Below are 24,874 nucleotides of genomic sequence, written 5' to 3'. Positions count from 1 at the left end.
CGACCGATGAAGTGGGGCGACCCTATCTAACGAGCGTAAGCACGACATGACCCTGCTCTGGAGCCAGCACGTCCGCCTCCTCGCCCACGCCGCCGCCTCGGGCGACGCCGCGCGCGTCCGCGCCCTGTCGGCGCAGTACCCGGCGGCCGCCAGCGCGCTGGGCGCGCTGCTTACGCCGCCGAAGGCCGAACCGCGCACGGCGGCCGCTACCACCATCCAGGCCATCGAGCAGCAGGGCATGGCGCTGACCAACGCCCAGGCCCTTGGCGTTACGCTGCAGGAACTGGGCGCGTCGGTCGATGCCGGGCGTGACGCCGCCAGCCGTTTGACGGAAGCGAGCGCCGGAATTTCGACGGCAGTGGAGCAGGCCCATGCGGGCGTGGCCTCCATGGGTAGCGTGGGCAGCGAAGGTGTCGCCACCGCCGGCGACCTCGATGGCCAGCTCCGCCTGCTGCGCACCGCGCTGGCCGGCATGAGCCGCAACCACGCCCAGTTTTCCGACTACTTCACCGCCATCCGCAAGCTCACCGCGGCGGTGCAGGATATCGCCCACCAGACCAACCTCGTGGCGCTCAACGCCGCCATCGAAGCGGCCCGCGCCGGCGAAGCCGGCCGCGGCTTCGCCGTGGTGGCCGACGAAGTGAAGCAGCTCGCTGAGAAGACCACCCAGGCCACGGCCGAGATCGACCAGGTGACCCACGCGGTGGGCGAGTTCTCGCACCAGCTCGACGACGCCGTGCAGGGCAGCCTGCGCCGCATCGACATGACTCAGTCCGGCGTGGCGGGCATGCAGGCCGCCATGGGCCGCATCGACGACGTGGTGCGCGGTGCGCGTGGCAGCCTCGATGCCGCCCGCCAGGGCCTTGGCGCGCTGCAGGGCCGCGTGGCCACCGTGCAGTCGGGCCAGGCCACCCTGGCCCGCGTGGCGCAGGAAACCCGCCGCCAGGCCGATGCGGCGGCGCGTGCCACCGTGCTCGCGCACCGCCTGGGTCTCGCCAAGCTCGAAACCGAAGGTTCACTCGACGCCGCCACGCTCAGCCAGATGATCCGCGAGGCCTGCCAGGGCCTGCGCTTCGCGGTGGAGCTGGCTTCGCGCGACCCGGCCGGCCTCGACCGCCGCTGGCTCGACACCACCCCGCTACTGCGTTGCATCGAGCAGCTGCGGGTGCGACGGGCCGATGGCTCGGCCGACGCCGTGCATGCCGCCGCCGAACGCTTCGGCGCGCAGGCGTCGCAGTACGCCATCGTGCTGGGCGAGGGCCGCCACGCGGATGCCAGCCACATGGTGGCTGGCCTGCTGAAGGAACTCGACGCGATCGTCCAGGGCCTCTCCGCCGCCCTGGCGGTGCGCGCGGCATGATCCACCGCCTCGCCCGGGGTGCCGTCGTGGCCGGCCTGCTCTGCTGCCCGCTTGCCGCGGCCGCCGGGCAGTCGCTGGAGGCCATCCGGTCATCCGCCGTGGCGTGGCTGCAACAGAACCGCACCTTGCCCGGCGCCCGCATGGTGGCCGAGGCCGACCCACTCGACAGCCGCCTGCGGCTGGCCGATTGCGGCGCCCCGCTCGATGTTTCCCTGCCGGGCAACCGGCCCCTGGGGGCAAGGGTCAGCGTCGTCGTCCATTGCCCCGTACCGGGCGGCTGGACGGCCCGCGTGCCGGTGCGGGTGCAGATGTTCACCAACGTCCTGGTCACCACGCGCCCGCTGGCGCGCGGCGACGGCCTGGGCGCGGGCGATGTCCGCGCCGAGGAACGCGATGTCGCCAGCCTGGCCTACGGCTACGTGGCCGGGCTGGACCAGATCGACGGGCGCGCCCTGGCGCGCCCCCTCAATGCCGGCACCGTGCTGACGCCGGGCATGCTCGCGGGCCGCCAGGCCGTGCGGGTAGGCGATGCGGTCAGCATGGAAGCCAGCGTGGACGGCGTGGTCATCCGCGCCGATGGCGTGGCGATGGGTGCCGGCGATGCCGGTGCCAGGGTCAAGGTCCGCAATGCGTCGTCAGGGAAGATCCTCGACGCGGTCGTCAGCGGGCCGGGGGCTGTCGCCGTCCTGCCATGAACAAAGTACGAATCCGGTCACATTTCGCCGGATAGCGCCAGTTAAAGTTTGCGTCCCGAGGGCCGATACAGGTCTCGAAGGACACAAGCTCCGAGGGATACACCCATGACGACCCCGATTAAACCGGGCATCCAGCCCCAGCAGCCGCCGGTGCAGCTGCGTACGCAAAGCCAGGCCGCGGGCGCTTCCGCCAAGGCCGATGGCGCCGCGTCCGTGCGCCCGACCGACGACAGCGTGAAGCTCACCGATTCCGCCAAGGCCCTGGACGCGGCCAGCCGCGCGGATGGCATCGACAGCAAGCGCGTGGAGGAACTCCGCGCCAAGATCGCCGACGGCAGCTACAAGCCCGACGCCCAGGCCATCGCCAGCAAGTTCCTGGCCATGGAAGCCCAGATGGGTGGCAACGCGTGAACGCTGGCAGCCGCGACTTCGACACCGCGCTCAGCGCCGTGATGGGCGACCTCGCCCGCGAGGTCGACGCGCTGCACGCGTGCCTGGTCGAAGAGCGCATGGCGCTCGACCAGGCCAACAGCGATGCCCTGCAGAACGCCACGCGCAGCAAGGGCCACCTGCTCGACCGCATCGACCGGCTCGACACCGAGCGCCGCCAGCTGAGCCAGGCTGGCGGCATCGACAGCGCGAACGACGCCCGCTGGGCGCATACGTTCGAGCGCATCCGCGAGTGCCGGCTCATCAATGAAACGAACGGACGCATCGTCAGCCAGCGCATCGGGCATGTCCGCCAGGCGCTGGCGCTGATATCGGGCGATTCCACGGGTGGCACCGCCGCCACCTACGGGCCAAGGGGCACCACCCAGGTCCGGCTGCGCTCAGGGACACTCGCGCAGGCCTGATCCACGCAACACATCCCGCCCACCGTTTGGCTCAAGAAGAAGGCAATGGCAGTGAATCCCCAGGCGGCAGCGGTGAACGACGACGGTTTCCTTCCCATCGTCCGCGTCCCCATCCTTGACCGCAGGCAGGCACTGTTCGCCTACGAGCTCCTCTTCCCGCGGCCGGCCGGCACCGACGCCGATGCCGCCGCCACGGCGCACACGCAGGCCACGCTCAGCGCCATCGCCGACGGCAGCCTCAAGCGCCTCGTCCGCGACAACCGCGCGTTCCTGCACATGACGCGCGACCTGGTGCTCGAGCACGCGGGCATCCTGCGCCACAACGCGCGCCTGGGTGCCAGCATCAGCGCCGACATCGGCAACGACGACGAGCTGCTGGGCAAGCTGCGCGAGCTGAAGGGCCACGGCTGCCTGCTGATGCTCGAAGACTTCAACCTGCCCGCCGACCCGGCCCATCGTGCCGGCGTCGACGCGCTGCTGCGCATCGTGCAGTTCGCCAAGGTGGCGGTGGACCACCGCCACCCGGTGGCCGCGCGGGCGCACATGGATTACGTGCACGCCTTCGGCGTCAAGGTCATCGTCACCGGCATCGACACCCACGAAACATTCGCCGACTACGCCGACCAGGACGTGGACGGCTTCCAGGGCAAGTACCTGCTGCGCCCCGAGCGCGTGGACATGCCCCGCCTCACGCCAAGCAAGCTGGGCGTGCTGCGCCTCGTCGGCGCGCTGCAGGATCCGGATAACGGCCCGGTGGAACTGGGCAAGATCATCCGCGACGACGCCATCCTCAGCTACAAGCTGCTGGGCTGCGTCAACTCCGCGTACTTCGCCCTGCCCCGCCAGCTGAAATCGGTGGAGCAGGCCGCGGTGTTCTTCGGCGTCAACCGCATGCGCAACTGGATCTTCACCATGGCCGTGTCGGGCATGGACGAACGGCCACCCGAGCTGCTCCGCCAGGCGCTCATCCGCGCGAACATGTGCGAGAAGCTCGCACGCTCGATCAAGCCCGACCTGCAGGAAATGGCCTTCACCGCCGGCCTGTTCTCGCTGCTGGACGCGCTGATGAACGTCTCGATGGCCTATGTGCTCGAGCACCTGCCGCTCGCCATCGAGATCCGCGAAGCCCTGCTCGAAGGCACGGGCCCGTTCGCGCCGATCCTCGACCAGATCCGCCACTGGGAACAGGGCGAAGTGGAAGGCGGCGCGGCGCAGGACGAGCAGCACATGCAGCAGATGGCGGCACTCTATGTCGACGCCACCGATTGGGCCGACCATGTGTACGCGTTCGCGGAATAGGTAACCCTGGCGCGCGTCAGGCTACGCCTGGCGCGATGACGTGGATCACCACGTACTGCCACGCCAGCATCAGCGCCATCGCGATCATCACGAAAAGGGTAAGCCCCGCGCCCACCGCGCGGCCAGCCGACATGCCCGGCGTGGCCGACAGGCCCACGGCATGCGTGATGCGGCCCAGGACCAGCACGATGCCGAACACGTGCAGCAGCACGGGCAAGGTCTGGTTGAGCTCGAGCACCAGCAGCAGGATAAGGGCCAGCGGCACGTATTCGATGGCGTTGCCATGCGCGCGCACGGCGCAGGCGAGCTTGCGGTTGCCGCCATCGCCCAGCCCGATGCTGGTGTTACGCCGCAGCAGCATGACGCGCACCGCCATGCCAAGCATCAGCAACGCCAGCAAGGCGGCGTAGAGACCCGTGATGCGCATGCGTGCTCCTGGTGGTTCAGTGGTGGGCGTGGCCAGCCCGGTGCTGGACGCGCCAGATGGCCAGGCCGGCACCGAGGACGGCGAACAGCAACCATACGCTGGCGGCCATGGCGTCGCCAGCCAGCCACATGGCACCGGCGACCGCCGAGACGGCCACCACGCCCATGCCGATGGCGAAGAGGATGTCTTTACGGAAACGGCCACCGCAGCAGAGCAGCAGCACGCCGGCGATGGCGAGCGCATAGGCCCCCGCGCGGACCGGCACCACCGCCGCGGGCGGCTCGGGTAGCGCGGGCAGCACGTCGAGCAGGCTGCGGTCACCCACCTGCACGTCGAACCCGGGCTGCCCCTCGGGTGCCGAGCGCGACGGCACCAGCGTGTCGCCATCGATCTGGGCGAGCACGGTCATGTCCTGCAGTGGCACGGCTTCCCAGCTGATGCGCAGGTCGCCAAGGCGCGGGTGCTCCGGCTTGCTGCTGGTGACGAGTGCGCCGTCGTGCACGGTAAACGTGGCCGCGAGGTTGGGCGGCAGGGCCTTTTCGTCCACGGGCACGGCCACCCGCCCCGGGAAGGCCCGCACGAGCTCGGTGGCCAGGCGGAAATGGCCGAGCTTTACTTCGCCTGCTTCGAACTGGCGCCCTTGCACGGGGAACGCGCCCGGGTTCGCATGGCCGCCTGGCTTGGCGAACTTGCTGGCGTCCACGGGCCGGTCGACCCAGTCCAGTTCGTAGTGGGTGTTGCCCGCGACGGTGATCTCGCGCCACTGGAACATCTCGACGTGGCGGACAAGCACGGGCGAATCGCTGCGCACGTTGAATTCGGCGTCGCGCGGCGGCTCCACCACCTCGGGCGTACCGCTGACGCGCGTCGTCGAGCCGTACTGGCCGGCGGCGGGGCGGCCCGCGGCGCCCAGGTCGAGCACCGGGGCACCGTGCCGCGATACCGCCGCGGCGTAGTCCATCACCCTGCGCTCGTTCCAGGCGACGAGGCCAAGGCCGCACAGCAGCAGCACGGCGCCAGCGACGCGCGCGCCAAGGGCCATGCGGCCACCGGTGTCTGGTTTGCTGAAACGCATCACGCCCCCAACGCCGCCCAACCACTGAGCGTTGGATGTATATCGGCAGCGTGGTAGCGGCCTTTATCGTCCACCGCCACCGACGCCATGGCGCAGTCGTGGTCGTGGGTGAAGAACAGGCGGATGCCACGGGCGAGCTTGTCGTCGAGGAAGGCCTTCTTCTCGTCGATCAGTTTCTCGGGCCAGCGGTCGTAGCCCATGGTCACCGGCAGGTGCACCCACGCACGCCCCGGGATGAGATCGGCGCAGAAGACGACGCCACCCACCTCGGCGAGCATGAGGCCTGGCGTGTGGCCGTCGGAAAACTCGAAGCGCACGGCATGGCCCAGCGACGAGGGCCTGCCCGGCTCGACCAGCTCGAGCCTGCCGCTTTCGTCGAGCAGGCGGATGATGTCGGGGATGAACGAGGCCTTGTCGCGCGGGTGCGGGTGGCGTGCACGCTCGAAGTGCGCCTTGCCTACCAGGAAGGTGGCGTTGGGGAACAGCAGCGTGGCGGCCTGCCCTTCCGCCCACGGCGCCAGCAACCCGCCGGCATGGTCGAAGTGCAGGTGCGAGAGCACCACCGCGTCGATGTCTTCGTGCGAGAGCCCCGCCGCGGCGAGCGAATCGAGCAGCACGTGGCGGTCTTCGACCACCCCGTAGCGATCACGCATGGCCGGGTCGAAGAACGCCCCGATGCCCGTTTCGAACAGCACGTTGCGGCCATCGAGCCCCTTCACCAGCAGGCAACGGCACGCGAGCGGGATACGGTTCTGCTCGTCGGGCTGGACCCAGCGTGACCACATGGCACGGGGCGCGTTGCCGAACATGGCGCCACCATCGAGCTTCTGCGAATTACCGACCAGCGACCAGAGTTCCATGCGCCTACCTTACTGCACCTTGCCAAGGCCCGACGGGCGGCGCGGATCGCTCGCGGCATCGAGCGTGTTGGTGCGGTGGTCCCACGTCACCACGTTCATGAAGCCCCACGGCGAGCGCTGGCGCAGCACGTGGCCCATGTCGGTGAGCGCCTTGGTGGTGGCCGCATCGAACACGCCATCCTCCACGTCCACGCGATCGGGCAGGTACTGGTGGTGGTAGCGCTTCTGCGCCGTGATGCCGCTGGCATCCTTGCCATCGATGAAGGCGAGGATGCCCTCGAGCACCTGGGTGATGATGGTGGAGCCACCGGGCGACCCGATGACGGCCGTGCGGTCGGCGCCGAACACGAAGCTGGGCGACATGGACGAGAGCATGCGCTTGCCCGGCTCCGGCTTGTTGGCTTCGGCGCCGCGCAGGCCGAAGGCGTTGGGCTGGCCGGGCACGAGGGCGAAATCATCCATCTCGTCATTGAGGAACACGCCCGTGCCCGCGGCCACGAAGCCCGAGCCGAACTCGAGGTTCACGGTGAGCGTCGAGGCGACCATGTTGCCGTCCTTGTCGATCACCGAGAAGTGCGTGGTGTGCATGCCCGGTTCCGGCGCCATGGCCGTGGGCAGCAGGTCGGAGGGCGTGGCCTTGTCGGGCGAGATGGTGGCGCGCAGGCCATCGGCGTAGTAGCGCGACAGCAGCATGTCGAGCGGCATCTTCACGAAATCGGGATCGCCCAGGTATTCGTTGTGGTCGCGGAACGCGCGGCGCATCGCTTCGATGGTGAGGTGCGTGGCGTGCGCCGCGTCCAGCTTCGCCAGGTCGTAGCCCGCGAGGATGTTGAGCACCTCGGCGATGGCCACGCCGCCGGACGACGGCGGTGGCGCGGTGACGATGCGGTAGCCCTTGTAGTCGATGCGCAGCGGTTCGCGCTCCTTCACCTGGTAAGCGTCGAGGTCGGCCTGCGTCCAGTTGCCGCCTTCCTTGCGCGACGCATCGACCAGCCGCTTCGCCGTCTCGCCCTTGTAGAAGCCCGCGGCGCCCTTGTCGGCGATGAGCCGCAAGGTCTTCGCCAGGTCGGGCTGCTTCAGGGTCCAACCCTTCGCCGGCACGCTGCCACCCGGCAGCAGGATCGCGGCCGATGACGGGTAACGCGAAAGCGTTTTCTGGTTCTCGGCGATGGTGCCGATGAAACGCTCATCGGGCTGGTAACCGTCGGTGGCGACGCGGATGGCCGGTGCGAGCGACTGCGCGAGCGGCAGCTTGCCGTAGTGCTGCGCTATCCAGGCCAGGCCGGCGGGCTCGCCCGGGATGCCGGCGGAAAGCGGCCCCTTGGTGGAAACCTCGCGATCGGGCTTGCCATCCTTGCCGACGTACACCTTCATGTCGACGGCCTTGGGCGCGGTCTCGCGCGCGTCGATGAAGATGTCGCGGTTTTCCTTCGCTACGTGGAGCATGGCCATGAAACCGCCGCCCAGGCCCGAACTCTGCTGCTCGACCACGGCAAGCGTCGATGCGACGGCAATGGCGGCATCGAACGCGTTGCCGCCCTTGCCCAGCACCTCGAGGCCCGCGTTGGTGGCGAGGAAGTTGGCGCTGGCGATGGCGGCATGGCCCGGGCCGCGCGTGGCGACGGAGGCGGGAGCGGCCTGGGGGCGCTGGTCGGCGGCGGCGCTGCCGGCGGCAGCGGCAAGGAACAGGCTCGCGGCAAGCACGCGCCACGACGGGGCATGGACCATGGGGGAACTCACTTGGGGAAGTATCTCAGATAACCGAGATTACCCCATCGGGAGAAGGGAGGTGGGAGGTTACGGGCCCGCCTTGGCCATCAGGTGCTCGTACTTGCGCATGAGCTGCTCCTGCGACTCCACGTGGTCAGGATCGTGCGGGATGCATTCCACCGGGCACACCTCCACGCATTGCGGGTTATCGAAATGGCCCACGCACTCGGTGCAGAGGTTCGGGTCGATGACGTAGTAGAGCTCGCCCAGCGAGATGGCCTTGTTGGGGCACACGGGCTCGCAGACGTCGCAGTTGACGCAGGTGTCGAGGATCATCAGGGACATGGCCCGGATTTTAGCGAAAAAAAGGGCGCCACTGGGGCGCCCTTTCCCGTGCCAGCGGTGCTGGCGGGTATTACATGGCCACGAAGCGGTACGTGGCGCCCGTGGGGGCCAGGGCGTCGGCGACGCGCTGCTGGTCGGCCTGGTCGCCGATGAACAGGATGATCACGTTCTTGAACGAGCCGGCGTTGGCACCCTTGAAGGCTTCGACCATGAGGTCGGCGGTCTTCGCCGACTCCGGGCCACCGAAGACGAGCATGTTGCCCGGCGTGACGCCGCGGGCGACGGTGCCCTGGACATTCTCGAGCTGGCGGGCGCGGCCGTCCTGGCCAGCCTGGTCGTCACCGGCCGGCACGAAGTACGGGAACGGGCGGTCGGCGGTCATGCCCTGCATGTTCTTGCGCACGATCTGGCCGAAATACTGGCTCCACGCCTTGGTATCGGTGGGGTTGGTCGGCTTGGCGACGGCGGCTTCCTGCTGGGTGGCAGCCTGGTCGGTGTCTTCCGACTTGTTGCAGGCCGACAGGGCAAGGGCGGCGGTGAGGGCCAGGGACGAGGCGAGGACGAACTTACGCATGATGATCACCTTTGTTTTCAAGAGTTGCGCCAGCGCTGGCGCATGGCCTGCTGCACCGCCGGATGCACGAAGCCGGAGATATCGCCACCCAGGCGACCGATTTCACGCACGAGCGACGAGGAGATAAAGCTGTATTGCTCCGCCGGGGTAAGGAAAAGCGTTTCCACCCCGGGGATGAGATGCCGGTTCATGCTGGCGAGCTGGAATTCGTATTCGAAATCCGACACCGCGCGCAGGCCACGGAGGATGACGCCCGCGCCAATTTCCGACACGAAATCGGCGAGGAGGCAATCGAAGCCGCGTACTTCCACGTTGGGCAGGTCGGCCAGGGCCAGGCGGGCCAGCGCGATGCGCTCGCCAAGGCTGAAGCCGGGGCCCTTGTTGCGGCTCTCCGCCACGGCCACCACGATGCGGTCGAACAACGGCGCCGCGCGCGACACAAGGTCGGCGTGGCCGTTCGTGATCGGATCGAACGTGCCTGGGTAGACGGCGAGGCGCGGATTGACCTGCGGATGAGTCATGGAAGGACGGGTCGGGGAAAACGCGGGCTAGCTTAGCGGATCGGCCGGGGTGCGGCGATAGAGGGTGTAGGCCACCTCGCCCGCCAGCCCCGAGCGGTGCACCTGCCAGGTGGCAGGCACGGCCATGGGCGTGCCCTTCGGGCACTCGACGTACACCCACGCGGCGGGCGCCAGCCAGCCGTGGGCCTCGAGGGCCGCCGCGGCGGTGTCCCACAGGTTGCCGGCGAACGGCGGGTCGATGAAGACGATGTCGAAAGGCTTGCCCCCTGCCGACAGCCAGCGGGCCGCGTCGTCGCCCACCACGGCCGCCTGCACCTTGAGCCGGGCGAGGTTGGCTATCAGCGCGGCCGACAGCCGCGCGTCGCGCTCCACGAAGGTGGCCATGGCCGCCCCGCGCGACAGTGCCTCGATACCGAGGGCGCCCGTGCCGGCGAAGAGGTCGAGGCAGCGTGCGCCCCCGATGACCGGCTGCAGCCAGTTGAACAGGGTTTCGCGCACGCGATCGGGCGTGGGGCGCAGGCCCGGGGCGTCGGGCACCTCGAGGCGCGAGTTACGCAGGGAGCCGCCGATGATGCGGATACGGCCGTTGGCGCTCATCGCTCAGCGGCCAGAGGGGGCGGGGGTGCTAGCATTCGCCTATTGTCTTTGAATCCCCTGCTCAATGCTCAAGTTCTGGAAGAAAAAGCCCGCCGAGCCCACCGAGACGCCCGCCGAGGCGCCCGCGGCCACGCCCGTGGAGCACGTGGCCGCGCCCGTGGCATTCGACAGCCAGCCAGCCAATGCCGAGGCGCTGGCCGAAACCGCGGCGCCCGAGCCGCAGGCGCCCGAGGTCGAGCCGGAAGCCGAAGACACCGCCATCGCCGCCCAGGCCAGCGAAGCCCAGGCGGGCGACCCGCCCGCGGCGAAGCGCGGCTGGCGCGAGCGCCTCGCGGGCAGCGGCTTCGCCAGGAGCCTCACTTCGCTGTTCGTGCGCAACGCGCGGCTCGACGACGACCTGCTCGATGAACTCGAGACCGCGCTGATCACCGCCGACGTGGGCGTCGAGGCAAGCACCCGGCTTGTCGACGGCCTGCGCAAGCGCATGCACAAGCGCGAGTTCGCCGATGCCAACGCCCTGCTCAAGGCCCTGCGCGACGAGCTGGTGGCTTTGCTCAAGCCGGTGGAGAAACCGCTCGACGTCGGCACGCACGCCCCCTTCGTCATCCTCACCGTCGGCATCAACGGCGTGGGCAAGACCACCACCATCGGCAAGCTGGCCCGTCGCTACAGCGACGAAGGCCGCCCGGTCATGCTCGCGGCGGGTGATACCTTCCGCGCGGCCGCGGTCGAGCAGCTGAAGACATGGGGCGAGCGCAACAAGGTGCCCGTCGTCTCGCAGGGCCAGGACGCCGATGCGGCCAGCGTCATTTTCGACGCGCTGCAGGCCGCCCGCTCGCGTGGCACCAGGGTGCTCATCGCCGATACCGCCGGCCGCCTGCACACGCAGGGCGGCCTCATGGATGAACTCGGCAAGATCGGCCGCGTGATGAAAAAACTCGATGCCACGGCGCCGCACGAGGTGCTCATGGTCATCGATGGCACCACCGGGCAAAACGCCATCAGCCAGGTACGCCAGTTCCGCGAAACCGCGGGTGTGACAGGCCTCGTCGTCACCAAGCTCGACGGCACGGCCAAGGGCGGCGTCATGTTTGCGCTGGCCCGTGAGTTCGGCCTGCCGATCCGCTACGTGGGCCTCGGCGAAACCGCCACCGACCTGCGCGTGTTCGACGCGGAGGCCTTCGTCGATGGCCTCCTCCCGGCCACCCTCGGCGGCTGACGGCAAGGGCCCGCCGGCACGATGAACCATCGCCTGCGCACCTTCCTGCTCGCGGCCGGGGGCTTCCTCGCCGCACTGGCCATCGCGGCCGTCATCGCCACCTATGTCGTCCTGCAGCCCGATCGCTTCACCTCGCTGCTGCAGGCGCGGGCGAAGGCGGTGGGGCTGCAGCTCTCGCTGGCCAGCCCCGCCACGCCCACCATCTGGCCCAAACCCGCGCTGGAACTCGACGGCGTCACCGTGCGCGGCGCCAGCGGCGGCGCCCCGTTGATCGTGGCGGCGCGCGGCAAGCTCGTGCTGCCGTGGCGCACGCTCATGGGCCGCGACACCAGCATGTCGCGCCTGGAGGTCGAAGGCGCGCGCATCGACCTCGACGCCGTTTCCGCCTACCTTGATACCCTGCCCCAGCGGCCGAGCACCGCGGGGGCCACGCTACCGACCATCGACGCGGGCTTCCGCATCAGCCGCGGCACGCTGCTGCGGGGCAACCGGCTGCTGCTGTCGAACGTGGAAGCCGATGCGGGCCGCCTCGCCAGCGGGCGGCGCTTTTCCCTGTCGCTGGCGGCAAGCACCGCGGACGGCAGCCCGTACCAGGTCATGCTGGCCACGGTGCCCACGCTGCGCGACGGCGTGCTCACGCTTGAAGACGTGGCGCTGGATATCGCTTCGACCGGTCGTTTCGAGGCGAAGCTGAAGGGCGACGCCACCTGGCGCGGCGCTGCCGACGTGGGCGCGTCGCTATCGGGCAGGCTCGATCGGGCGGCCGCGTCGCCGTTCGATGTCGTGCTCGATGTCACGCCGGCGAACCAGGACGGTCCGCTGTATATCGCCATGAAGCTCGACGGCGACGCAGGCCACGCCGACCTGCGCGTGCCACCGCTGGCACTCGCCGACTGGTGGGCTGGCATGCATGGTAGCGGCGCGCCCGCGCTTCCCCCGCTGCTGGGCAGCGCCGACGTGCAATCGATCGATGCGGCGGGCGTGCAGGTAAAGGGCCTGCGCATCCGCGCCACGCCCAATGTGCCCGTGCCCGCCACCAGCACGGCGGCACCCGCTGGCGCGCCGTGAACCGTTTCGCCGACGAGCTGCTGCGCTGGTTCGACCACCACGGCCGCAAGGATCTCCCCTGGCAACACCCACGCGATGCGTACCGGGTGTGGCTATCGGAGATCATGCTGCAGCAGACGCAGGTGGTCACCGTCATCGGTTATTTCCAGCGGTTCGTCGAACGGCTGCCGACCTTGCGCGACCTTGCCGCGGCCGACGAAGACACCGTCCTCGCCCTGTGGTCGGGGCTTGGTTACTACCGCCGCGCGAGATTCCTGCATGCCGCGGCGAAGCTGTGCATCGAGCGGCACGGCGGTGAACTGCCGCGCGAACTCGACGCCTTGATGGCCCTCCCGGGTATTGGCCGTTCCACCGCCGGCGCCATCCTCGCGCAGGCGCACGGGCTGCGGTTCCCCATCCTCGACGGCAACGTCAAGCGCGTGCTTGCGCGCTACCACGGCGTGGCCGGGTTCCCGGGCGAAAGCGCGATCGAGAAGCGGCTATGGGTGCACGCGGACGAGCACACGCCGGCCGTTCGCACCGCCGATTACACGCAGGCGATCATGGACCTGGGCGCCACCGTCTGCGTGCGCAGCAAGCCAGCATGCCTGTTGTGCCCGCAAGCAGCCTCGTGCGTCGCGCATCGTGACGGCCTCACGGCCGTGCTGCCGACGGTGAAGCCGGGCAAGAAAATCCCTACACGTGCCGTCGCCATGCTGTTGCTGCGCGACAGGCAGGGGCGCGTGCTGCTTGAGCGTCGCGGGCCCACCGGCGTGTGGTCTGGCCTGTGGAGCCTGCCCGAGGCACCGGACGCCGATGCGGCACCCACCGCGGCCGCGCGCCTCGCCCGCGTTCGCTCCATCGATGCCCTGCCCGCGTTCACGCATGTCTTCAGCCACTACCGGCTGGACGTTTCGCCCATCCTGTTCGACCATGCCGCCCCGCTCGCCCGCGTGGCCGAGGGCACCGAGCGGCGCTGGTGCGCCCCGGCCGACCTGGCCGCGCTCGGCCTGCCCGCCCCGGTGCGCTCGCTGCTCGATAACCTCCCGGAGATAACCCCATGACCCGCATGGTCCATTGCATCAAGCTCGGCCGCGACGCCGAAGGCCTCGATTTCGCGCCCTGGCCCGGCGAACTGGGCAAGCGCATCTACGAGAACGTATCGAAGGAAGCGTGGGCCGCGTGGCTGTCGCACCAGACCATGCTGATCAACGAGATGCGGCTTTCGCCCCTCGACCCGAAGACGCGCACGTTCCTTTCGGGCGAGATGGAGAAATACTTTTTCGGTGGCGACGTGGTGCAGCCCGCCGGCTACGTCCCACCTGCCGAAGGGGCTTGACGCCGGGGCCGCTACCCGATTTAATACGCGGCTCCACACGCCGCAAGGGATACTGCAGGCACTCGTGGCTCGGTAGCTCAGTTGGTAGAGCAGGGGATTGAAAATCCCCGTGTCGGCGGTTCGATTCCGTCCCGAGCCACCATTCTTTCGAAGCCCGCTCCTTGAGCGGGCTTTTTCTTTTTCCGTGTCCCTGTGGCTTTTTTCCGACGAATGTCGCGCTCGGCGCCTACATACAGGATGGCTGCCACATGCCATCGTGCTCCCCCGTCAACCCACAGGGGCACGCGCTCCAAAGGAACCGCCATGCACGCCGAATTCGTCAACGACCTCGCCGCGCGCGTCGCCCGCCTCGAGGCCAGCCTCGGTAACGTCGCCACCGAGGTATCGACCATCGAGGAACGCGTAAGCGGCATGCCCACGCGCGCCGACCTGTGGCGAACCGTCGCCGTCGCGGCTGGCGCCGTCATCAGTGCCATGTGGCTTGCCATCCAGTTCTTCGCCAAGCCTTACCTTGAGTCACTTGCCCCGCACGTGGCGGGCTGAACGTTCAGCGGCCTCGATCTCGCGCAACAACGCCAACAATCGTGATGTCTCGCCTGCTCGCACCAGGTCGGCCGCCGTGCGGTCACCCAACCCCGCGATGGGGTCGTCCGCGTACCACCGGTAGACGCGGCCGCGGTCGGGGTCGATGCGCGATGCCTGGTCAAGCACTGCCAGCATATCCATGAGTGTTGCCGGCAGGCGGTGCGGATCATTGGTCGGCCGCGGCCACCAGATCGGAACGAAACGACGCAACGCGATCCACATGGCGCCTCCTCACGGGTTAACGGGCAAGCCGGTGGCTGCACGGTCATCGGCCCTTTCATCGGCCGACCTCACCGCACCAACGCGCCCCTCCTCCACCAGGGCTGCCCGGCGTTTCGCCGCGTCATCCCGCAGCGCCGCGTAGTAGTCGGGCGATTGTTCGAGACGGTCGGTCAGGGGCAACGCACGCGCCCGGCCATCCACGATGCCACCGACGGTCCGCACGGTGTCCAGCATGGCGACAGTGTCGGAGTTGTCGCCGAGGTTGTAGAAGCCCATCGTCAGCACGCGGCCCACCGCGTCGCGCGCATTGGAAGAGCCGAATACGGGCAACTCCACCGTCGGGCCCGGGCCGATCCCCCACACGCCGAACGTCTGGCCCAGGTCGGCGCCGTGGTGCGGCATCCCCCAATGTCCGGCGACGTCGAAGATGCCGGCCACGCCCACGGTGCTGTTGACGACGAACCGTCCCGCCGTGTTCAGCGAACGAGTGAAGTTCGCCTGCAACAGGTCGTTGGCGAAAACGAGCGGTTCCTGCAGGTTCCACACCACGTTGCGCACACCTCGCCGCACGCCACTGGGGAGGTGGCTGTAGCCGCGGGCGACCGGCTTGAGTGCGATGGTATCGAGCCCTCGGTTGAAGCTGAACACAGCCCGATTCACCGGCTCGTCGTGCGTCTTGCGCACCGCATGCGAGCAACCGGGGGCGGCGGCGACGGCCAGCAACAACGCGGCGGCGCGCACGGGTGTGGCGGGGGATGGACGGTATCGCATGGGCAGCATCGCAGGGCTCCTTGGGTGGATGCGACGAGCCTGCGCGCCCCCTGCAAACCGCTTGTGTCGGCATGGTGAGCCGCCCGCAACAATGTTTCCGGCCAGACACAAACGCCACCCGGGCCCAGCAAGGGTCTATAACTACGGCCTGCCCCACCACGAACGCCTAGCCATGCCACGCATCCTGATCGTCGATGACGACGACGACATCCGCGCCCTGCTCTCGCGCTTCCTCGAGAAGCACGGTTTCGACGTCGAGGGCTGCGCATCGGGCGCCGAGATGGATGCCCGACTGGCGAGGAGTGGATTCCAGCTGATCATCCTCGACGTGATGCTGCCGGACGAGGATGGCTTCAGCATCTGCAGGCGCATCCGCGAAGCGCAGCAGACGCCGGTGATCATGCTAACGGGCGTCGCGGAGACGACCGATCGCATCGTCGGCCTCGAACTTGGCGCGGACGATTACGTGACCAAGCCTTTCGATGCGCGCGAGCTGCTGGCCAGGGTGCGCGCCGTCATCCGGCGGACATCGGCATCACCGAAGACGGCAGAGCCTGGCTTCGTACTGCGTTTCAGCGGCTGGAGCCTGGACATCCTCAAGCGCGAGTTGCGTTCGTCGGACCACACGCTCACGCCCCTATCGACCGGGGAATTCGACCTGCTTGTCACCTTCGCCCAGCATCCGCAGCGTGTGCTGACGCGTGAGCAGCTGATCGACCTGGCGCGGGGCAGGTACCACGATGCGTTCGACCGCAGCATCGATGTGCAAGTGAGCCGCCTCCGCCGCAAGATCGAGGAAGACCCCAGCGACCCGGACATCATCCGCACCGTCCGCAATGTCGGGTACATCTTTTCGACGCAGGTCCAGCGCTCATGATCGAGAGGGCAACCGACACGATTGGCCGCTGGCTTGCCGTCAACATCCTTATCGCCGTGCTCGCGGCCGCTGCCGCCAACGCCGCCTTCATGGCGTTGGCGGGCGTATGGGCAAGGCCGAACCTCACGGCCGTGGGCGTCATCGATCAGGCGGCCGGCGTGGCGCGCGTGCTGGATGGTGCCCCCGACAGCCTGCGTGCCCACCTCGCGGCAGCCGCGTCGGGGCCAAACTTCACCGTGGAGTGGTTCGCATCCGATGCCGCCCTACCCATGCCGACGCTTGGCGCTACCTTCCATAACGGCCAGGACAAGGTGCGCACCCTGCTCGGGCGGCCCGATGCGCGCGTACTCGCGTTCGAACCGGGCGACCCGGGCCTTGATGGACAGCCCATCACGTTCTACGCGCTGGCTATCCGCATGAGCGATGGATCGTGGACACGCTTCGTCGCCACGGAACGCAGCTGGGGGCTTTCCGCCCATGCGCGGCTGCTGCTCACATCGGCGTTCTTCATCGTCTCCAGCCTTGCCGTGGCCGCCGTCGCGGGCCGGCGACTGGCCAGGCCCATGCAACGCTTCGCCGCGCAGGCGGAGCTCTTTGGCCGCGACGTGCATGCTCCTGCCATGACGGCCGAAGGGCCACGAGAGTTCCGCGTGGCCGCTTCTTCGTTCAACACCATGCAGGAGCGCATCCAGCGCTATGTCGAGGGGCGAACAGAAATCCTCGCTGCCATTTCACATGACCTGCGTGCACCGCTGACCCGCATGCGCCTGCGCGGCGAGTTCATCGAGGATGCGGAACAGCAGCGCAAATTATTCCGCGATGTGGACGAGATGCAGGCCATGGTCGCAGAGGCGCTCGCCTTCTTCCGCGACTCAAGCGAAGCCGAAGGCAGCACACGGTTCATGCTTTCCGAACTGGTGCATACCGTGGTGGACGACTTCCGCGACCAGGGTTACGCCATCGCCGACGATATACCCGATGGCGTGGCTTACTTCGGCAGGCCTGTAGCCCTCAGCCGCGCCCTTGCCAACCTTGTCGGTAATGCCGTGAGGTACGGTGACGCGGTGCGGGTGTACGTGGATGTACGCGACGAAAGGTTGGAAGTCCGCGTGGACGACAATGGGCCTGGCATTCCCGCGGAGTATCGCGAAGCCGTCTTCCGCCCCTTCTTCCGCCTTGAGCGCTCGCGCAATCGCGCAACGGGCGGCGTGGGCCTTGGCCTGGCAGCCGCACGCTCCGCCGCCCGCGCCCACGGCGGCGATGTGACGCTGGGCGATAGCCCCGACGGTGGCTTGCGCGCCGTTCTTGTACTGCCGCTGGGCTAAACAACGACCCGACAGGCAAGGACTACAAAAGAGAGCTAACGTCGAGCGTCACGCTGACATACAGCACGCTGGAAACATGGGATCGTGACCACCTAGAGAGGAGCACGCCACATGCCCGACGGCCACGCATCATTCCACGACACACTGTCCGGCGATCTCATGCCGCGACCGCTTTGCAGCACCTACCATGGCGCTCACGTCCACCCGAGTCTGGAGATCGACAATCCCATGATCGAAACACTTCTGCGCAACATCGATGCCCGCCTCGGCTGTATGGACAAGCGCTTCGACCTCATTGATAAGCGTTTCGACCGGATGGACGAACGTTTTGATCGGATGGATGCGCGCTTCGAGAAAATGGATGCCCGCTTCGACAAAATGGATGAACGCTTTGAGCGGGTGGAGACGCGCCTTGGCGCGCTTGATGTCGCCGTGGCAAGCGTTGGTTCCGAACTGAAAGGCCTCGAATTTCGTACCTGTCGTGTCGAAACCGCGGTTGATCGGTTCAACGAAACCGTCATCGGCTTGAGCGAAAGGGTCGGGCATGCCCAAGCACACCTCGTTCTACTCGGTGAAATGCGCATGCAAACGGCTCAGCTCAACCAGCGTGTTGGCGAAATCGCCGCCCGCATTAACACGATTCCCACCTGGCGTGGCCTTGTCACGGGGGCCGCGGCCACGGTGGCGGCGTCGGCCACGTCCGTGACGTGGCTGATCCAGGGTGGTGCGAAGGCCATGGCGCGGTGGTTTGAGTAAACAGCGCCAGTATCGCTAGCCCGGCACGTCCCTGCCTGCTTGCGCAGCGCAGGTGCGCAGCGCGTCGTCCACGATGCCCATTTCGTCCTGCACGGTACCGGGTGTGACGCGCGCCAGGCTCGTGATGCGCGTATCCATGGCGGCGCGGAGGCGATCGCGCGCTTCCTGCCCGCACGGTGTGCGCGGCTTCCAGGCGCTTGCGGCATCGGCGCGCTGCTTCAACCCGTCGATGGCTGCATCACGCTGGCCATCAGGCAAAGCGCTTGCTTGCGCCACCTGTGCCTGCCAGTCGCTTACCACGCCCTGCAAGTCATTGCTGTCTTCGGTAATAGCCACGGCATCACGCTGGCGCGCACCATGCGATGCCGTCAACGCCAGGATCAGCGTGGTCACGGAGGCGAGGAAAGCGACGCCCACCACGATAGCCACCGTACGGCGGCCGTTGCCTGCGGGGCGGGCTGGGTTGTTCTGCTCCGCCATCGCGGGCTCCTGGTAAGGCAAGGCGGCCATTGTGCCTCAGGCTTGGGCGTTGGGCGGGCCCTGCGGCACCGTGACCCGGGTAACGGGCACCTGCCGCGTTACGTCGCTATAGTCGGGTGCTCTCACGAAGGAAGCCGACCCGCATGTTCCGTTTGCGCAAACTCGCCCTCCTCGCCGCGCTGGCCGCGGCGTTCACCGGCCCGGCCCTCGCCGGCGACCTCAAGGTGATGACTTTCAACGTCCGCACCATCACCGGCCCGGATGGCCCGAACCGCTGGGAGATGCGCAAGGATCTCTTCGCCGACACGATCCGCCAGATGGATCCTGACGTGATCGGCACGCAGGAACTTGGCCAGCAGCAGGGCGACGACACCGTAGCCCGCCTGCCCCAGTTCACCTGGTTCGGCCGCGACCGCTTCGGCGGCCACAAGGACGAGCACATGGGCATCTTCTACCGGAAGGACCGCCTCAAGCTCATCAAGTCGGGGGATTTCTGGCTCTCCGATACGCCGGACAAGGTCGGCAGCATCACCTGGGGCAACATTTTCCCGCGCATGGTGAACTGGGCGCTGTTCGAGCGCCTTTCCGACCACAAGCAGTTTTATCTGCTGGATACGCACTACCCATACCGCGATAGCGACGAAGAAGCCCGGTCGAAGTCGGCGCACGAAATGGCCGAGTGGGTGAAGAAGCTGCCGGCCGGCGTGCCGGTGGTGATCACGGGCGATTTCAACACGGGGCCCGATAGCGAATCGCACAAGGCGCTCACGGCCACGTTCAAGGATGCCTGGGACACCGCGCCGGAAAAGGCCGGCCCGGACAAGACGTTCCACAACTTCACCGGCAACCCCGACAAGCGCATCGACTGGATCCTCTATCGCGGGCTGGAACCGAAGAGCGTCCGCACCATCACCATCTCGAAGGACGGCCGCTACCCGTCGGATCACTTCCCGGTCCAGGCGGACTTCAAGATCTAAGCCCGCCCCTTGCGTCGTTCCGTTTCATGTAATAGTTTTAGTTACATGAAACGGAACGACCGACTGTCCGTCGCGCTGCACGTGCTCCTGCACATGGCCGAGCGCAACGGCGCCCCCATGACCTCGGCCGAAATGGCCGCCTGCGTCGAGACAAACCCCGTCGTCATACGGCGCACGTTCGCCGGCCTGCGAGAAGCGGGCATCGTCACCTCCGACAAGGGCCACGGTGGCGGCTGGCGCCTCGCGCGGCCAGCAGCGGACATCGCCCTGGCCGACGTGCAGCGCGCCCTCGGCGAATCCATCGTTCCCCTCTCGCTCCGCGAAGAGTCGCCCGGCTGCCTCGTGGAGCGCGCCGTGGTCGAGGCTGTCGACGACGCCCTGCGCGAGGCGGAGAAAGTCGTGGAGGCACGGCTTGCCCGCCTCAGCCTGGCCGACCTCGCGCACCGCGTGCAGCACATTTCGGCCGTCACCGGCCACAAGCTCAAGGGAGCCTGACATGCCATACGACGTCATCGTGGTGGGCGGCAGCTTCGCCGGCCAGGCCGCGGCGATCCAGCTCGCCCGCGCACGCCGCCGCGTGCTGGTCATCGACGCGGCCGCGCCGCGCAACCGCTTTGCCAGGGGCGCGCACGGCCTGGTGGGCCACGACGGCAAGCCGCCGCGGGCCATCGTGCAGGAAGCGACGCGCCAGCTACTCGCCTACCCCACTGCGGGGTTCCTCGACGGCGAGGCCGTGCAGGCCGAGCGCATCGACGACGTGTTCCAGGTGACGCTGGCCGATGGCCGCCGCGAGACGGCCCACCGCCTGGTGCTGGCCACCGGCGTGAAAGACCACCTGCCCGACATCGACGGCCTGTGGGAGCGCTGGGGCAGCACGGTCATCCATTGCCCGTATTGCCACGGATACGAAGTGCGCGACCGCCCGCTCGGCTCGCTCGCCAGCTCGCCGCATTCGTGGCACCAGGCGAGGATGCTGCCCGACTGGGGCCCGACCACCTTCTTCACGCAGGGCGAGTACGAGCCCGATACCGAGCAGCTCGCGATCCTGGAGCGCCGCGGCGTCCGCATCGAGCGCACGCCTGTCGTCGGGCTGCGTGGTGACGCACCCGGCCTCAACGCGGTGGAACTCGCCGATGGGCGGGTGGTGGAGCTTGGCGCCTTGTTCGTCGCGCCGCGCACCAGCCTCGCCAGCCCGCTCGCGGCACAGCTGGGCTGCGCCATCACCGAGGGGCCGATGGGCCCGTACATCGAGGTGGACGAGTGGAAGGCGACCAGCGTTCCCGGCGTCTATGCCGGTGGCGATGCCACGCAGGCGATGCAGAACGCCAGCCTGGCCATGGCATCAGGCACCCTCGCGGGCGTGGGCGCGCACCAGTCGCTGATGGGGTGAAGCGAGCGCGTGGCACGCGCCGCTTGCGGGCGATGGCACGGCCCGCGATAGTCAGCCCACCAACCGAGGGGAGCCACGCCATGCGCCGCCTGTATACCTTGCTGTTACTGGCCTTCACCGCGCTCGTGGCCCAGGCCGCGCCCCCACCGCCGGCGTACTTCGACCACACCGGCCGCGACGACGTGCTGGCCGGGGGCGTGAAGATGATCACCATCGACACGCCGAAGGGCAAATTCCGCGTCTGGACCAAGCGCGTGGGCAACAACCCCACCATCAAGGTGTTGCTGCTGCATGGTGGCCCGGGCGCCACGCACGAGTACTTCGAAGCATTCGACAGCTATTTCCCGGGCGCGGGCATCGAGTATTACTACTACGACCAGCTCGGCTCGGCCTTCAGCGACAAGCCCACCGATGAATCCCTCTGGGATACGCCCCGCTTCGTCGAGGAAGTGGAGCAGGTGCGCCAGGCGCTGCACCTGGACAAGGATAATTTCTACCTGCTTGGCCATTCGTGGGGCGGCGTGCTGGCCATCGAATACGCGCTGAAGTACCAGCAACACCTGAAGGGCCTGGTCATCTCCAACATGGTCGACAGCATCCCGGCGTACAACCAGTACGCGAAGACGGTGCTGATGCCGGCCATGGACCCAGCGAAACTGGCCCAGGTGCAGCGCATGGAGCGCGAGCACAAGACCAGCGACCCGGCCTACATGGCCATCCTCATGCCCATGCATTACGAGCAGCACGTGCTGCGCATGCCCGCCGCCCAGTGGCCCGAGCCGGTGACGCGTTCGTTCGGCCATATCAACGAGCAGATCTATGTCTCGATGCAGGGCCCCAGCGAGCTCGGTGCGAGCGGCAAGTTGCTGAACTGGGACCGCAGCAAGGACCTGGCGAAGATCACCGTGCCCACGCTGGTCATCGGCGCCACCTACGACACGATCGACCCGAAGTACATGGCGGTGATGGCGAAGAAGCTGCCGAAAGGGCATTTCCTGTTGTGCCCGAAGGGCGCGCACCTGGCCATGTATGACGACCAGGCGACTTACTTCAGTGGCTTGATCGGGTTCCTGAAAGACACTGATGCTGGCAGGCCCTGAGCGGCCCCATCGCGCGCAAGCGCGCTCCCACAGGAATGTGGGGCCACCTCCTGGAACCATGCCGGTCTTCGCTCCTGAGACTTCTTTCTGGCAACATCGTCCGGCTAATGACGCGCCGTGGCGCGCTGACGGACCGCTAAATCCATGAATTTGCAAGCCAATTACGAACAGATCCCGCTCAAGGAGTACGCCGAGCGGGCCTACCTCGACTATTCCATGTACGTGGTGCTCGAGCGCGCCCTGCCGTTCATCGGCGATGGCCTGAAGCCCGTGCAGCGCCGCATCATCTACGCCATGAGCGAACTGGCCCTGGGGGCCCAGGCCAAGCCGAAGAAGTCGGCACGCACCATCGGCGATGTCATCGGCAAGTTCCACCCGCACGGCGATTCGGCCTGCTACGAGGCCATGGTGCTCATGGCCCAGCCATTCTCGTACCGCTACCCGCTGGTCGATGGCCACGGCAACTTCGGCTCGCCGGACGACCCGAAGAGCTTCGCCGCCATGCGCTACACCGAGTCGCGCCTCACGCCCATCGCCGAGGTGCTGCTCTCGGAGCTCGGCCACGGCACCACCGACTGGTCGCCCAACTTCGACGGCACGCTGGAAGAACCCACGTGGCTGCCGGCACGCGTGCCGCATGTGCTGCTCAACGGTTCCATGGGCATCGCCGTGGGCATGGCCACCGACATCCCGCCGCACAACCTGCGCGAGGTGGCCAGCGCCTGCATCCGCCTGCTCGACGACCCGGACGCCACCATCGCCGACCTGTGCGAGCACGTGCAGGGCCCCGATTACCCCACGGCCGCCGAGATCATCACGCCGCGCCGCGAGCTGGTGGCCATGTACCAGACCGGCACCGGCTCGGTGCGGGCGCGCGCCATCTACGAGCGCGACGACAGCAACATCGTCATCACCGCCCTGCCCTACCAGGTGTCGCCATCCAAGATCCTCGAGCAGATCGCCGCGCAGATGCGTGCGAAGAAGCTGCCGATGATCGAGGACCTGCGCGACGAATCCGACCACGAAAACCCCATCCGCCTCGTCATCGTCCCGCGCTCCAACCGCGTGGATGTCGACGAGATGATGCAGCACCTCTTCGCCACGACCGACCTGGAGAAGAGCTTCCGCGTCAACATGAACATGATCGGCCTGGATGATCGCCCGCAGGTGAAGGACCTGCGCAGCATCCTCACCGAGTGGCTGCGCTTCCGCACCGATACGGTCACCCGCCGCCTGAACCACCGCCTGGGCCGCGTCGAGCGCCGCCTGCACCTGCTCGAGGCACTGCGCATCGCGTACCTCAACCTGGATGAGGTGATCCGCATCGTCCGCACCGAGGAAGAACCGAAGCCGGTGCTCATCGCCCGCTTCCGCCTCGACGAGGAACAGGCCGATTACATCCTCGAAACCAAGCTGCGCCAGCTGGCCCGCCTCGAGGAGATGAAAATCAACGAGGAGCGCGACAAGCTCGAGGAAGAGCGTGCCCGCATCAACGTGCTGCTCAAGTCGCCGGCCAAGCTCAAGAGCCTGATCAAGGACGAGCTGCGCGCCGACGCCGAGAAGTACGGCGACGAACGCCGCTCCCCGCTTATCGAACGCAGCGTGGCGCAGGCACTGGACGAGAGCGCCCTGGTGGCGTCCGAGCCCATCACCGTCGTCGTCTCGCAGAAGGGCTGGGTGCGCGCCGGCAAGGGCCACGACATCGACGGCGAGGCGCTGTCGTATCGCGAAGGCGACAGCATGCTCGCCATCGCCCGTGCCCGCACCACGCAGCAGGTGGCCTTCATCGACTCCACGGGCCGCGCGTACGCCACGCCGGCGCACACGCTGCCATCCGCGCGCGGCAATGGCGAGCCCCTCACCGGCCGTTTCAGCCCGCCATCCGGTGCCCGCTTTGACGCCGTGGTGGCCGCGGACAACGATACCCGCATCGTGCTGGCCACCGATTTCGGCTATGGCTTCGTCACCCGTTTCGAGGCCCTCACGGGCCGGCAGAAGGCGGGCAAGCAGATCATCTCGCTCAGCGACGGTGCCCGCGTGCTGGGGCCGGCCATCACGGCCGACCCTTCGCGCGACCGCATCGTCGTGGTCACGAGCGAGGGCCACCTGCTGATGTTCTCGGTGGCCGAACTGCCTGAACTCGACAAGGGCAAGGGCAACAAGCTGATCGAGATCCCCAAGGCCAAGCTGGCCTCGGGCGAGGAACGCGTGGTGGGCGTCGCGGTCGTGGCCGAGGGCAAGGGCGAGGTCACCATGTACGCCGGCGCCCGCAAGCTCACGCTGAAGTGGGCCGACCTGGTCGAATACGGCGGCAACCGCGCCACCCGTGGTGGCGTGCTGCCACGCGGCCTGCGCCGCGTCGAGCGCATCGAAACGAGCGGCTAACAAACCATGTAGGAGCGCGCTTGCGCGCGATGGGTGCTTGCGGCAAGCCCCATCGCGCGCAAGCGCGCTCCCACAAAAGCAGGC

29 protein-coding genes and 1 tRNA gene are annotated in these 24,874 nt (G+C 68.0%); 19 read left to right on the top strand and 11 right to left on the bottom strand.

The features are described 5' to 3' along the window. Positions 1-46 precede the first annotated feature (46 nt). The 5 genes from VI08_RS22175 (at position 47) to VI08_RS05310 (ending at position 4,208) form a co-directional block, all read left to right on the top strand. Positions 47-1,360 (top strand): methyl-accepting chemotaxis protein, encoded by a 1,314-nt coding sequence (locus VI08_RS22175; protein WP_045828521.1) that lies wholly within the window; start codon positions 47-49, stop codon positions 1,358-1,360. After that, positions 1,357-2,055, top strand: a complete 699-nt coding sequence (flgA, locus tag VI08_RS05325; protein WP_045828520.1) for a flagellar basal body P-ring formation chaperone FlgA — start codon at positions 1,357-1,359, stop codon at positions 2,053-2,055. Before VI08_RS22175 ends, flgA begins: the two co-directional genes overlap by 4 nt. Positions 2,056-2,160: 105 nt before the next feature. Then, positions 2,161-2,466 carry a flagellar biosynthesis anti-sigma factor FlgM gene (gene flgM / locus VI08_RS05320; RefSeq protein WP_052697705.1) on the top strand — a complete coding sequence of 102 codons (306 nt, stop codon included), beginning with the start codon at positions 2,161-2,163 and terminating at the stop codon, positions 2,464-2,466. After that, entirely contained in the window at positions 2,463-2,909 is a 447-nt protein-coding gene (locus VI08_RS05315) for a flagella synthesis protein FlgN (RefSeq protein ID WP_052697704.1), read from the top strand. The genes flgM and VI08_RS05315 overlap by 4 nt, the downstream gene beginning before the upstream one ends. Before the next feature lie 45 nt (positions 2,910-2,954). Beyond that, the gene (locus VI08_RS05310; RefSeq protein WP_045828519.1) at positions 2,955-4,208 is read left to right on the top strand and encodes an EAL and HDOD domain-containing protein; all 1,254 of its coding nucleotides are present in this window, start codon (positions 2,955-2,957) and stop codon (positions 4,206-4,208) included. A 16-nt stretch (positions 4,209-4,224) separates the two neighbouring features. On the opposite strand, the gene VI08_RS05305 is transcribed toward VI08_RS05310, so the two are convergent. The 8 genes from VI08_RS05305 to rsmD all read right to left on the bottom strand — a co-directional run bounded on the left by VI08_RS05305 (position 4,225) and on the right by rsmD (position 10,317). Beyond that, entirely contained in the window at positions 4,225-4,635 is a 411-nt protein-coding gene (locus VI08_RS05305; RefSeq protein ID WP_045828518.1) for an MAPEG family protein, read from the bottom strand. A 16-nt stretch (positions 4,636-4,651) separates the two neighbouring features. Next, on the bottom strand, positions 4,652-5,710 hold the full coding sequence (locus VI08_RS05300) for a TMEM43 family protein (RefSeq protein ID WP_045828517.1): 1,059 nt from the start codon (positions 5,708-5,710) through the stop codon (positions 4,652-4,654). Then, positions 5,710-6,570, bottom strand: coding sequence for an MBL fold metallo-hydrolase (locus VI08_RS05295; RefSeq protein ID WP_045828516.1), 861 nt, complete (start codon positions 6,568-6,570; stop codon positions 5,710-5,712). Before VI08_RS05295 ends, VI08_RS05300 begins: the two co-directional genes overlap by 1 nt. A gap of 9 nt (positions 6,571-6,579) precedes the next feature. Then, positions 6,580-8,298, bottom strand: coding sequence for a gamma-glutamyltransferase (gene ggt, locus VI08_RS05290; protein ID WP_045828515.1), 1,719 nt, complete (start codon positions 8,296-8,298; stop codon positions 6,580-6,582). Between the two features lie 69 nt (positions 8,299-8,367). Then, on the bottom strand, positions 8,368-8,625 hold the full coding sequence (locus tag VI08_RS05285) for a YfhL family 4Fe-4S dicluster ferredoxin (protein ID WP_045828514.1): 258 nt from the start codon (positions 8,623-8,625) through the stop codon (positions 8,368-8,370). Positions 8,626-8,695: 70 nt separating this feature from the next. Continuing rightward, on the bottom strand, positions 8,696-9,199 hold the full coding sequence (locus tag VI08_RS05280) for a hypothetical protein (RefSeq protein WP_045828582.1): 504 nt from the start codon (positions 9,197-9,199) through the stop codon (positions 8,696-8,698). Between the two features lie 17 nt (positions 9,200-9,216). Continuing rightward, positions 9,217-9,720: a pantetheine-phosphate adenylyltransferase gene (coaD, locus tag VI08_RS05275; protein ID WP_045828513.1), complete on the bottom strand. Its 504-nt coding sequence runs from the start codon at positions 9,718-9,720 to the stop codon at positions 9,217-9,219. A gap of 27 nt (positions 9,721-9,747) precedes the next feature. Then, complete coding sequence (rsmD, locus tag VI08_RS05270; protein WP_045828512.1) at positions 9,748-10,317, bottom strand: 16S rRNA (guanine(966)-N(2))-methyltransferase RsmD; 570 nt, start codon at positions 10,315-10,317, stop codon at positions 9,748-9,750. A gap of 64 nt (positions 10,318-10,381) precedes the next feature. Between rsmD and ftsY the strand changes: the two genes are divergently transcribed. The 6 genes from ftsY to VI08_RS05240 all read left to right on the top strand — a co-directional run bounded on the left by ftsY (position 10,382) and on the right by VI08_RS05240 (position 14,465). Next, positions 10,382-11,536, top strand: a complete 1,155-nt coding sequence (gene ftsY / locus VI08_RS05265) for a signal recognition particle-docking protein FtsY (protein WP_084621285.1) — start codon at positions 10,382-10,384, stop codon at positions 11,534-11,536. Between the two features lie 21 nt (positions 11,537-11,557). After that, a complete protein-coding gene (locus tag VI08_RS05260; RefSeq protein ID WP_045828511.1) occupies positions 11,558-12,604 on the top strand; it encodes a hypothetical protein in 1,047 nt (348 codons plus the stop codon). After that, positions 12,601-13,647, top strand: a complete 1,047-nt coding sequence (gene mutY, locus VI08_RS05255) for an A/G-specific adenine glycosylase (RefSeq protein ID WP_045828510.1) — start codon at positions 12,601-12,603, stop codon at positions 13,645-13,647. The genes VI08_RS05260 and mutY overlap by 4 nt, the downstream gene beginning before the upstream one ends. Beyond that, entirely contained in the window at positions 13,644-13,922 is a 279-nt protein-coding gene (locus VI08_RS05250; protein WP_045828509.1) for an oxidative damage protection protein, read from the top strand. The genes mutY and VI08_RS05250 overlap by 4 nt, the downstream gene beginning before the upstream one ends. Before the next feature lie 66 nt (positions 13,923-13,988). Then, positions 13,989-14,064: transfer RNA gene (locus VI08_RS05245), tRNA-Phe, on the top strand. 161 nt (positions 14,065-14,225) lie between these two features. Then, entirely contained in the window at positions 14,226-14,465 is a 240-nt protein-coding gene (locus VI08_RS05240) for a hypothetical protein (RefSeq protein WP_045828508.1), read from the top strand. On the opposite strand, the gene VI08_RS05235 is transcribed toward VI08_RS05240, so the two are convergent. Both VI08_RS05235 and VI08_RS05230 read right to left on the bottom strand, forming a co-directional pair. Continuing rightward, entirely contained in the window at positions 14,439-14,729 is a 291-nt protein-coding gene (locus VI08_RS05235; protein WP_157006345.1) for a hypothetical protein, read from the bottom strand. The two genes, VI08_RS05240 and VI08_RS05235, sit on opposite strands and share 27 nt — an antisense overlap. 9 nt (positions 14,730-14,738) lie before the next feature. After that, positions 14,739-15,509, bottom strand: coding sequence for an MlaA family lipoprotein (locus VI08_RS05230; protein WP_157006343.1), 771 nt, complete (start codon positions 15,507-15,509; stop codon positions 14,739-14,741). Between the two features lie 163 nt (positions 15,510-15,672). On the opposite strand from VI08_RS05230, the gene VI08_RS05225 reads away from it, so the two are divergent. From VI08_RS05225 to VI08_RS20750, 3 genes are all read left to right on the top strand, one after another. Further along, positions 15,673-16,377 (top strand): response regulator, encoded by a 705-nt coding sequence (locus VI08_RS05225; protein WP_045828506.1) that lies wholly within the window; start codon positions 15,673-15,675, stop codon positions 16,375-16,377. Next, positions 16,374-17,702, top strand: a complete 1,329-nt coding sequence (locus tag VI08_RS05220) for an ATP-binding protein (protein ID WP_045828505.1) — start codon at positions 16,374-16,376, stop codon at positions 17,700-17,702. Before VI08_RS05225 ends, VI08_RS05220 begins: the two co-directional genes overlap by 4 nt. A 111-nt stretch (positions 17,703-17,813) precedes the next feature. Then, positions 17,814-18,458 carry a hypothetical protein gene (locus VI08_RS20750; RefSeq protein WP_052697703.1) on the top strand — a complete coding sequence of 215 codons (645 nt, stop codon included), beginning with the start codon at positions 17,814-17,816 and terminating at the stop codon, positions 18,456-18,458. Positions 18,459-18,473: 15 nt separating this feature from the next. Here VI08_RS20750 and VI08_RS05210 read toward each other — a convergent pair whose 3' ends face one another. Further along, on the bottom strand, positions 18,474-18,938 hold the full coding sequence (locus VI08_RS05210; RefSeq protein WP_045828504.1) for a hypothetical protein: 465 nt from the start codon (positions 18,936-18,938) through the stop codon (positions 18,474-18,476). A 143-nt stretch (positions 18,939-19,081) separates the two neighbouring features. On the opposite strand from VI08_RS05210, the gene VI08_RS05205 reads away from it, so the two are divergent. The 5 genes from VI08_RS05205 to parC all read left to right on the top strand — a co-directional run bounded on the left by VI08_RS05205 (position 19,082) and on the right by parC (position 24,790). After that, positions 19,082-19,915 carry an endonuclease/exonuclease/phosphatase family protein gene (locus VI08_RS05205; RefSeq protein ID WP_045828503.1) on the top strand — a complete coding sequence of 278 codons (834 nt, stop codon included), beginning with the start codon at positions 19,082-19,084 and terminating at the stop codon, positions 19,913-19,915. A 45-nt stretch (positions 19,916-19,960) separates the two neighbouring features. Next, on the top strand, positions 19,961-20,410 hold the full coding sequence (locus VI08_RS05200; protein ID WP_045828502.1) for an RrF2 family transcriptional regulator: 450 nt from the start codon (positions 19,961-19,963) through the stop codon (positions 20,408-20,410). A 1-nt stretch (position 20,411) separates the two neighbouring features. Next, positions 20,412-21,305 (top strand): NAD(P)/FAD-dependent oxidoreductase, encoded by an 894-nt coding sequence (locus VI08_RS05195; protein ID WP_045828501.1) that lies wholly within the window; start codon positions 20,412-20,414, stop codon positions 21,303-21,305. A gap of 80 nt (positions 21,306-21,385) precedes the next feature. Then, entirely contained in the window at positions 21,386-22,405 is a 1,020-nt protein-coding gene (locus VI08_RS05190) for a proline iminopeptidase-family hydrolase (protein ID WP_045828500.1), read from the top strand. Positions 22,406-22,549: 144 nt separating this feature from the next. Further along, complete coding sequence (parC, locus tag VI08_RS05185; RefSeq protein ID WP_045828499.1) at positions 22,550-24,790, top strand: DNA topoisomerase IV subunit A; 2,241 nt, start codon at positions 22,550-22,552, stop codon at positions 24,788-24,790. Positions 24,791-24,874: the final 84 nt, after the last annotated feature.

Origin of the sequence: Luteibacter yeojuensis, assembly GCF_000964085.1 — a bacterium.
GTDB lineage: Bacteria > Pseudomonadota > Gammaproteobacteria > Xanthomonadales > Rhodanobacteraceae > Luteibacter > Luteibacter yeojuensis_A.
This window is presented reverse-complemented; position numbering and strand designations above follow the sequence as displayed.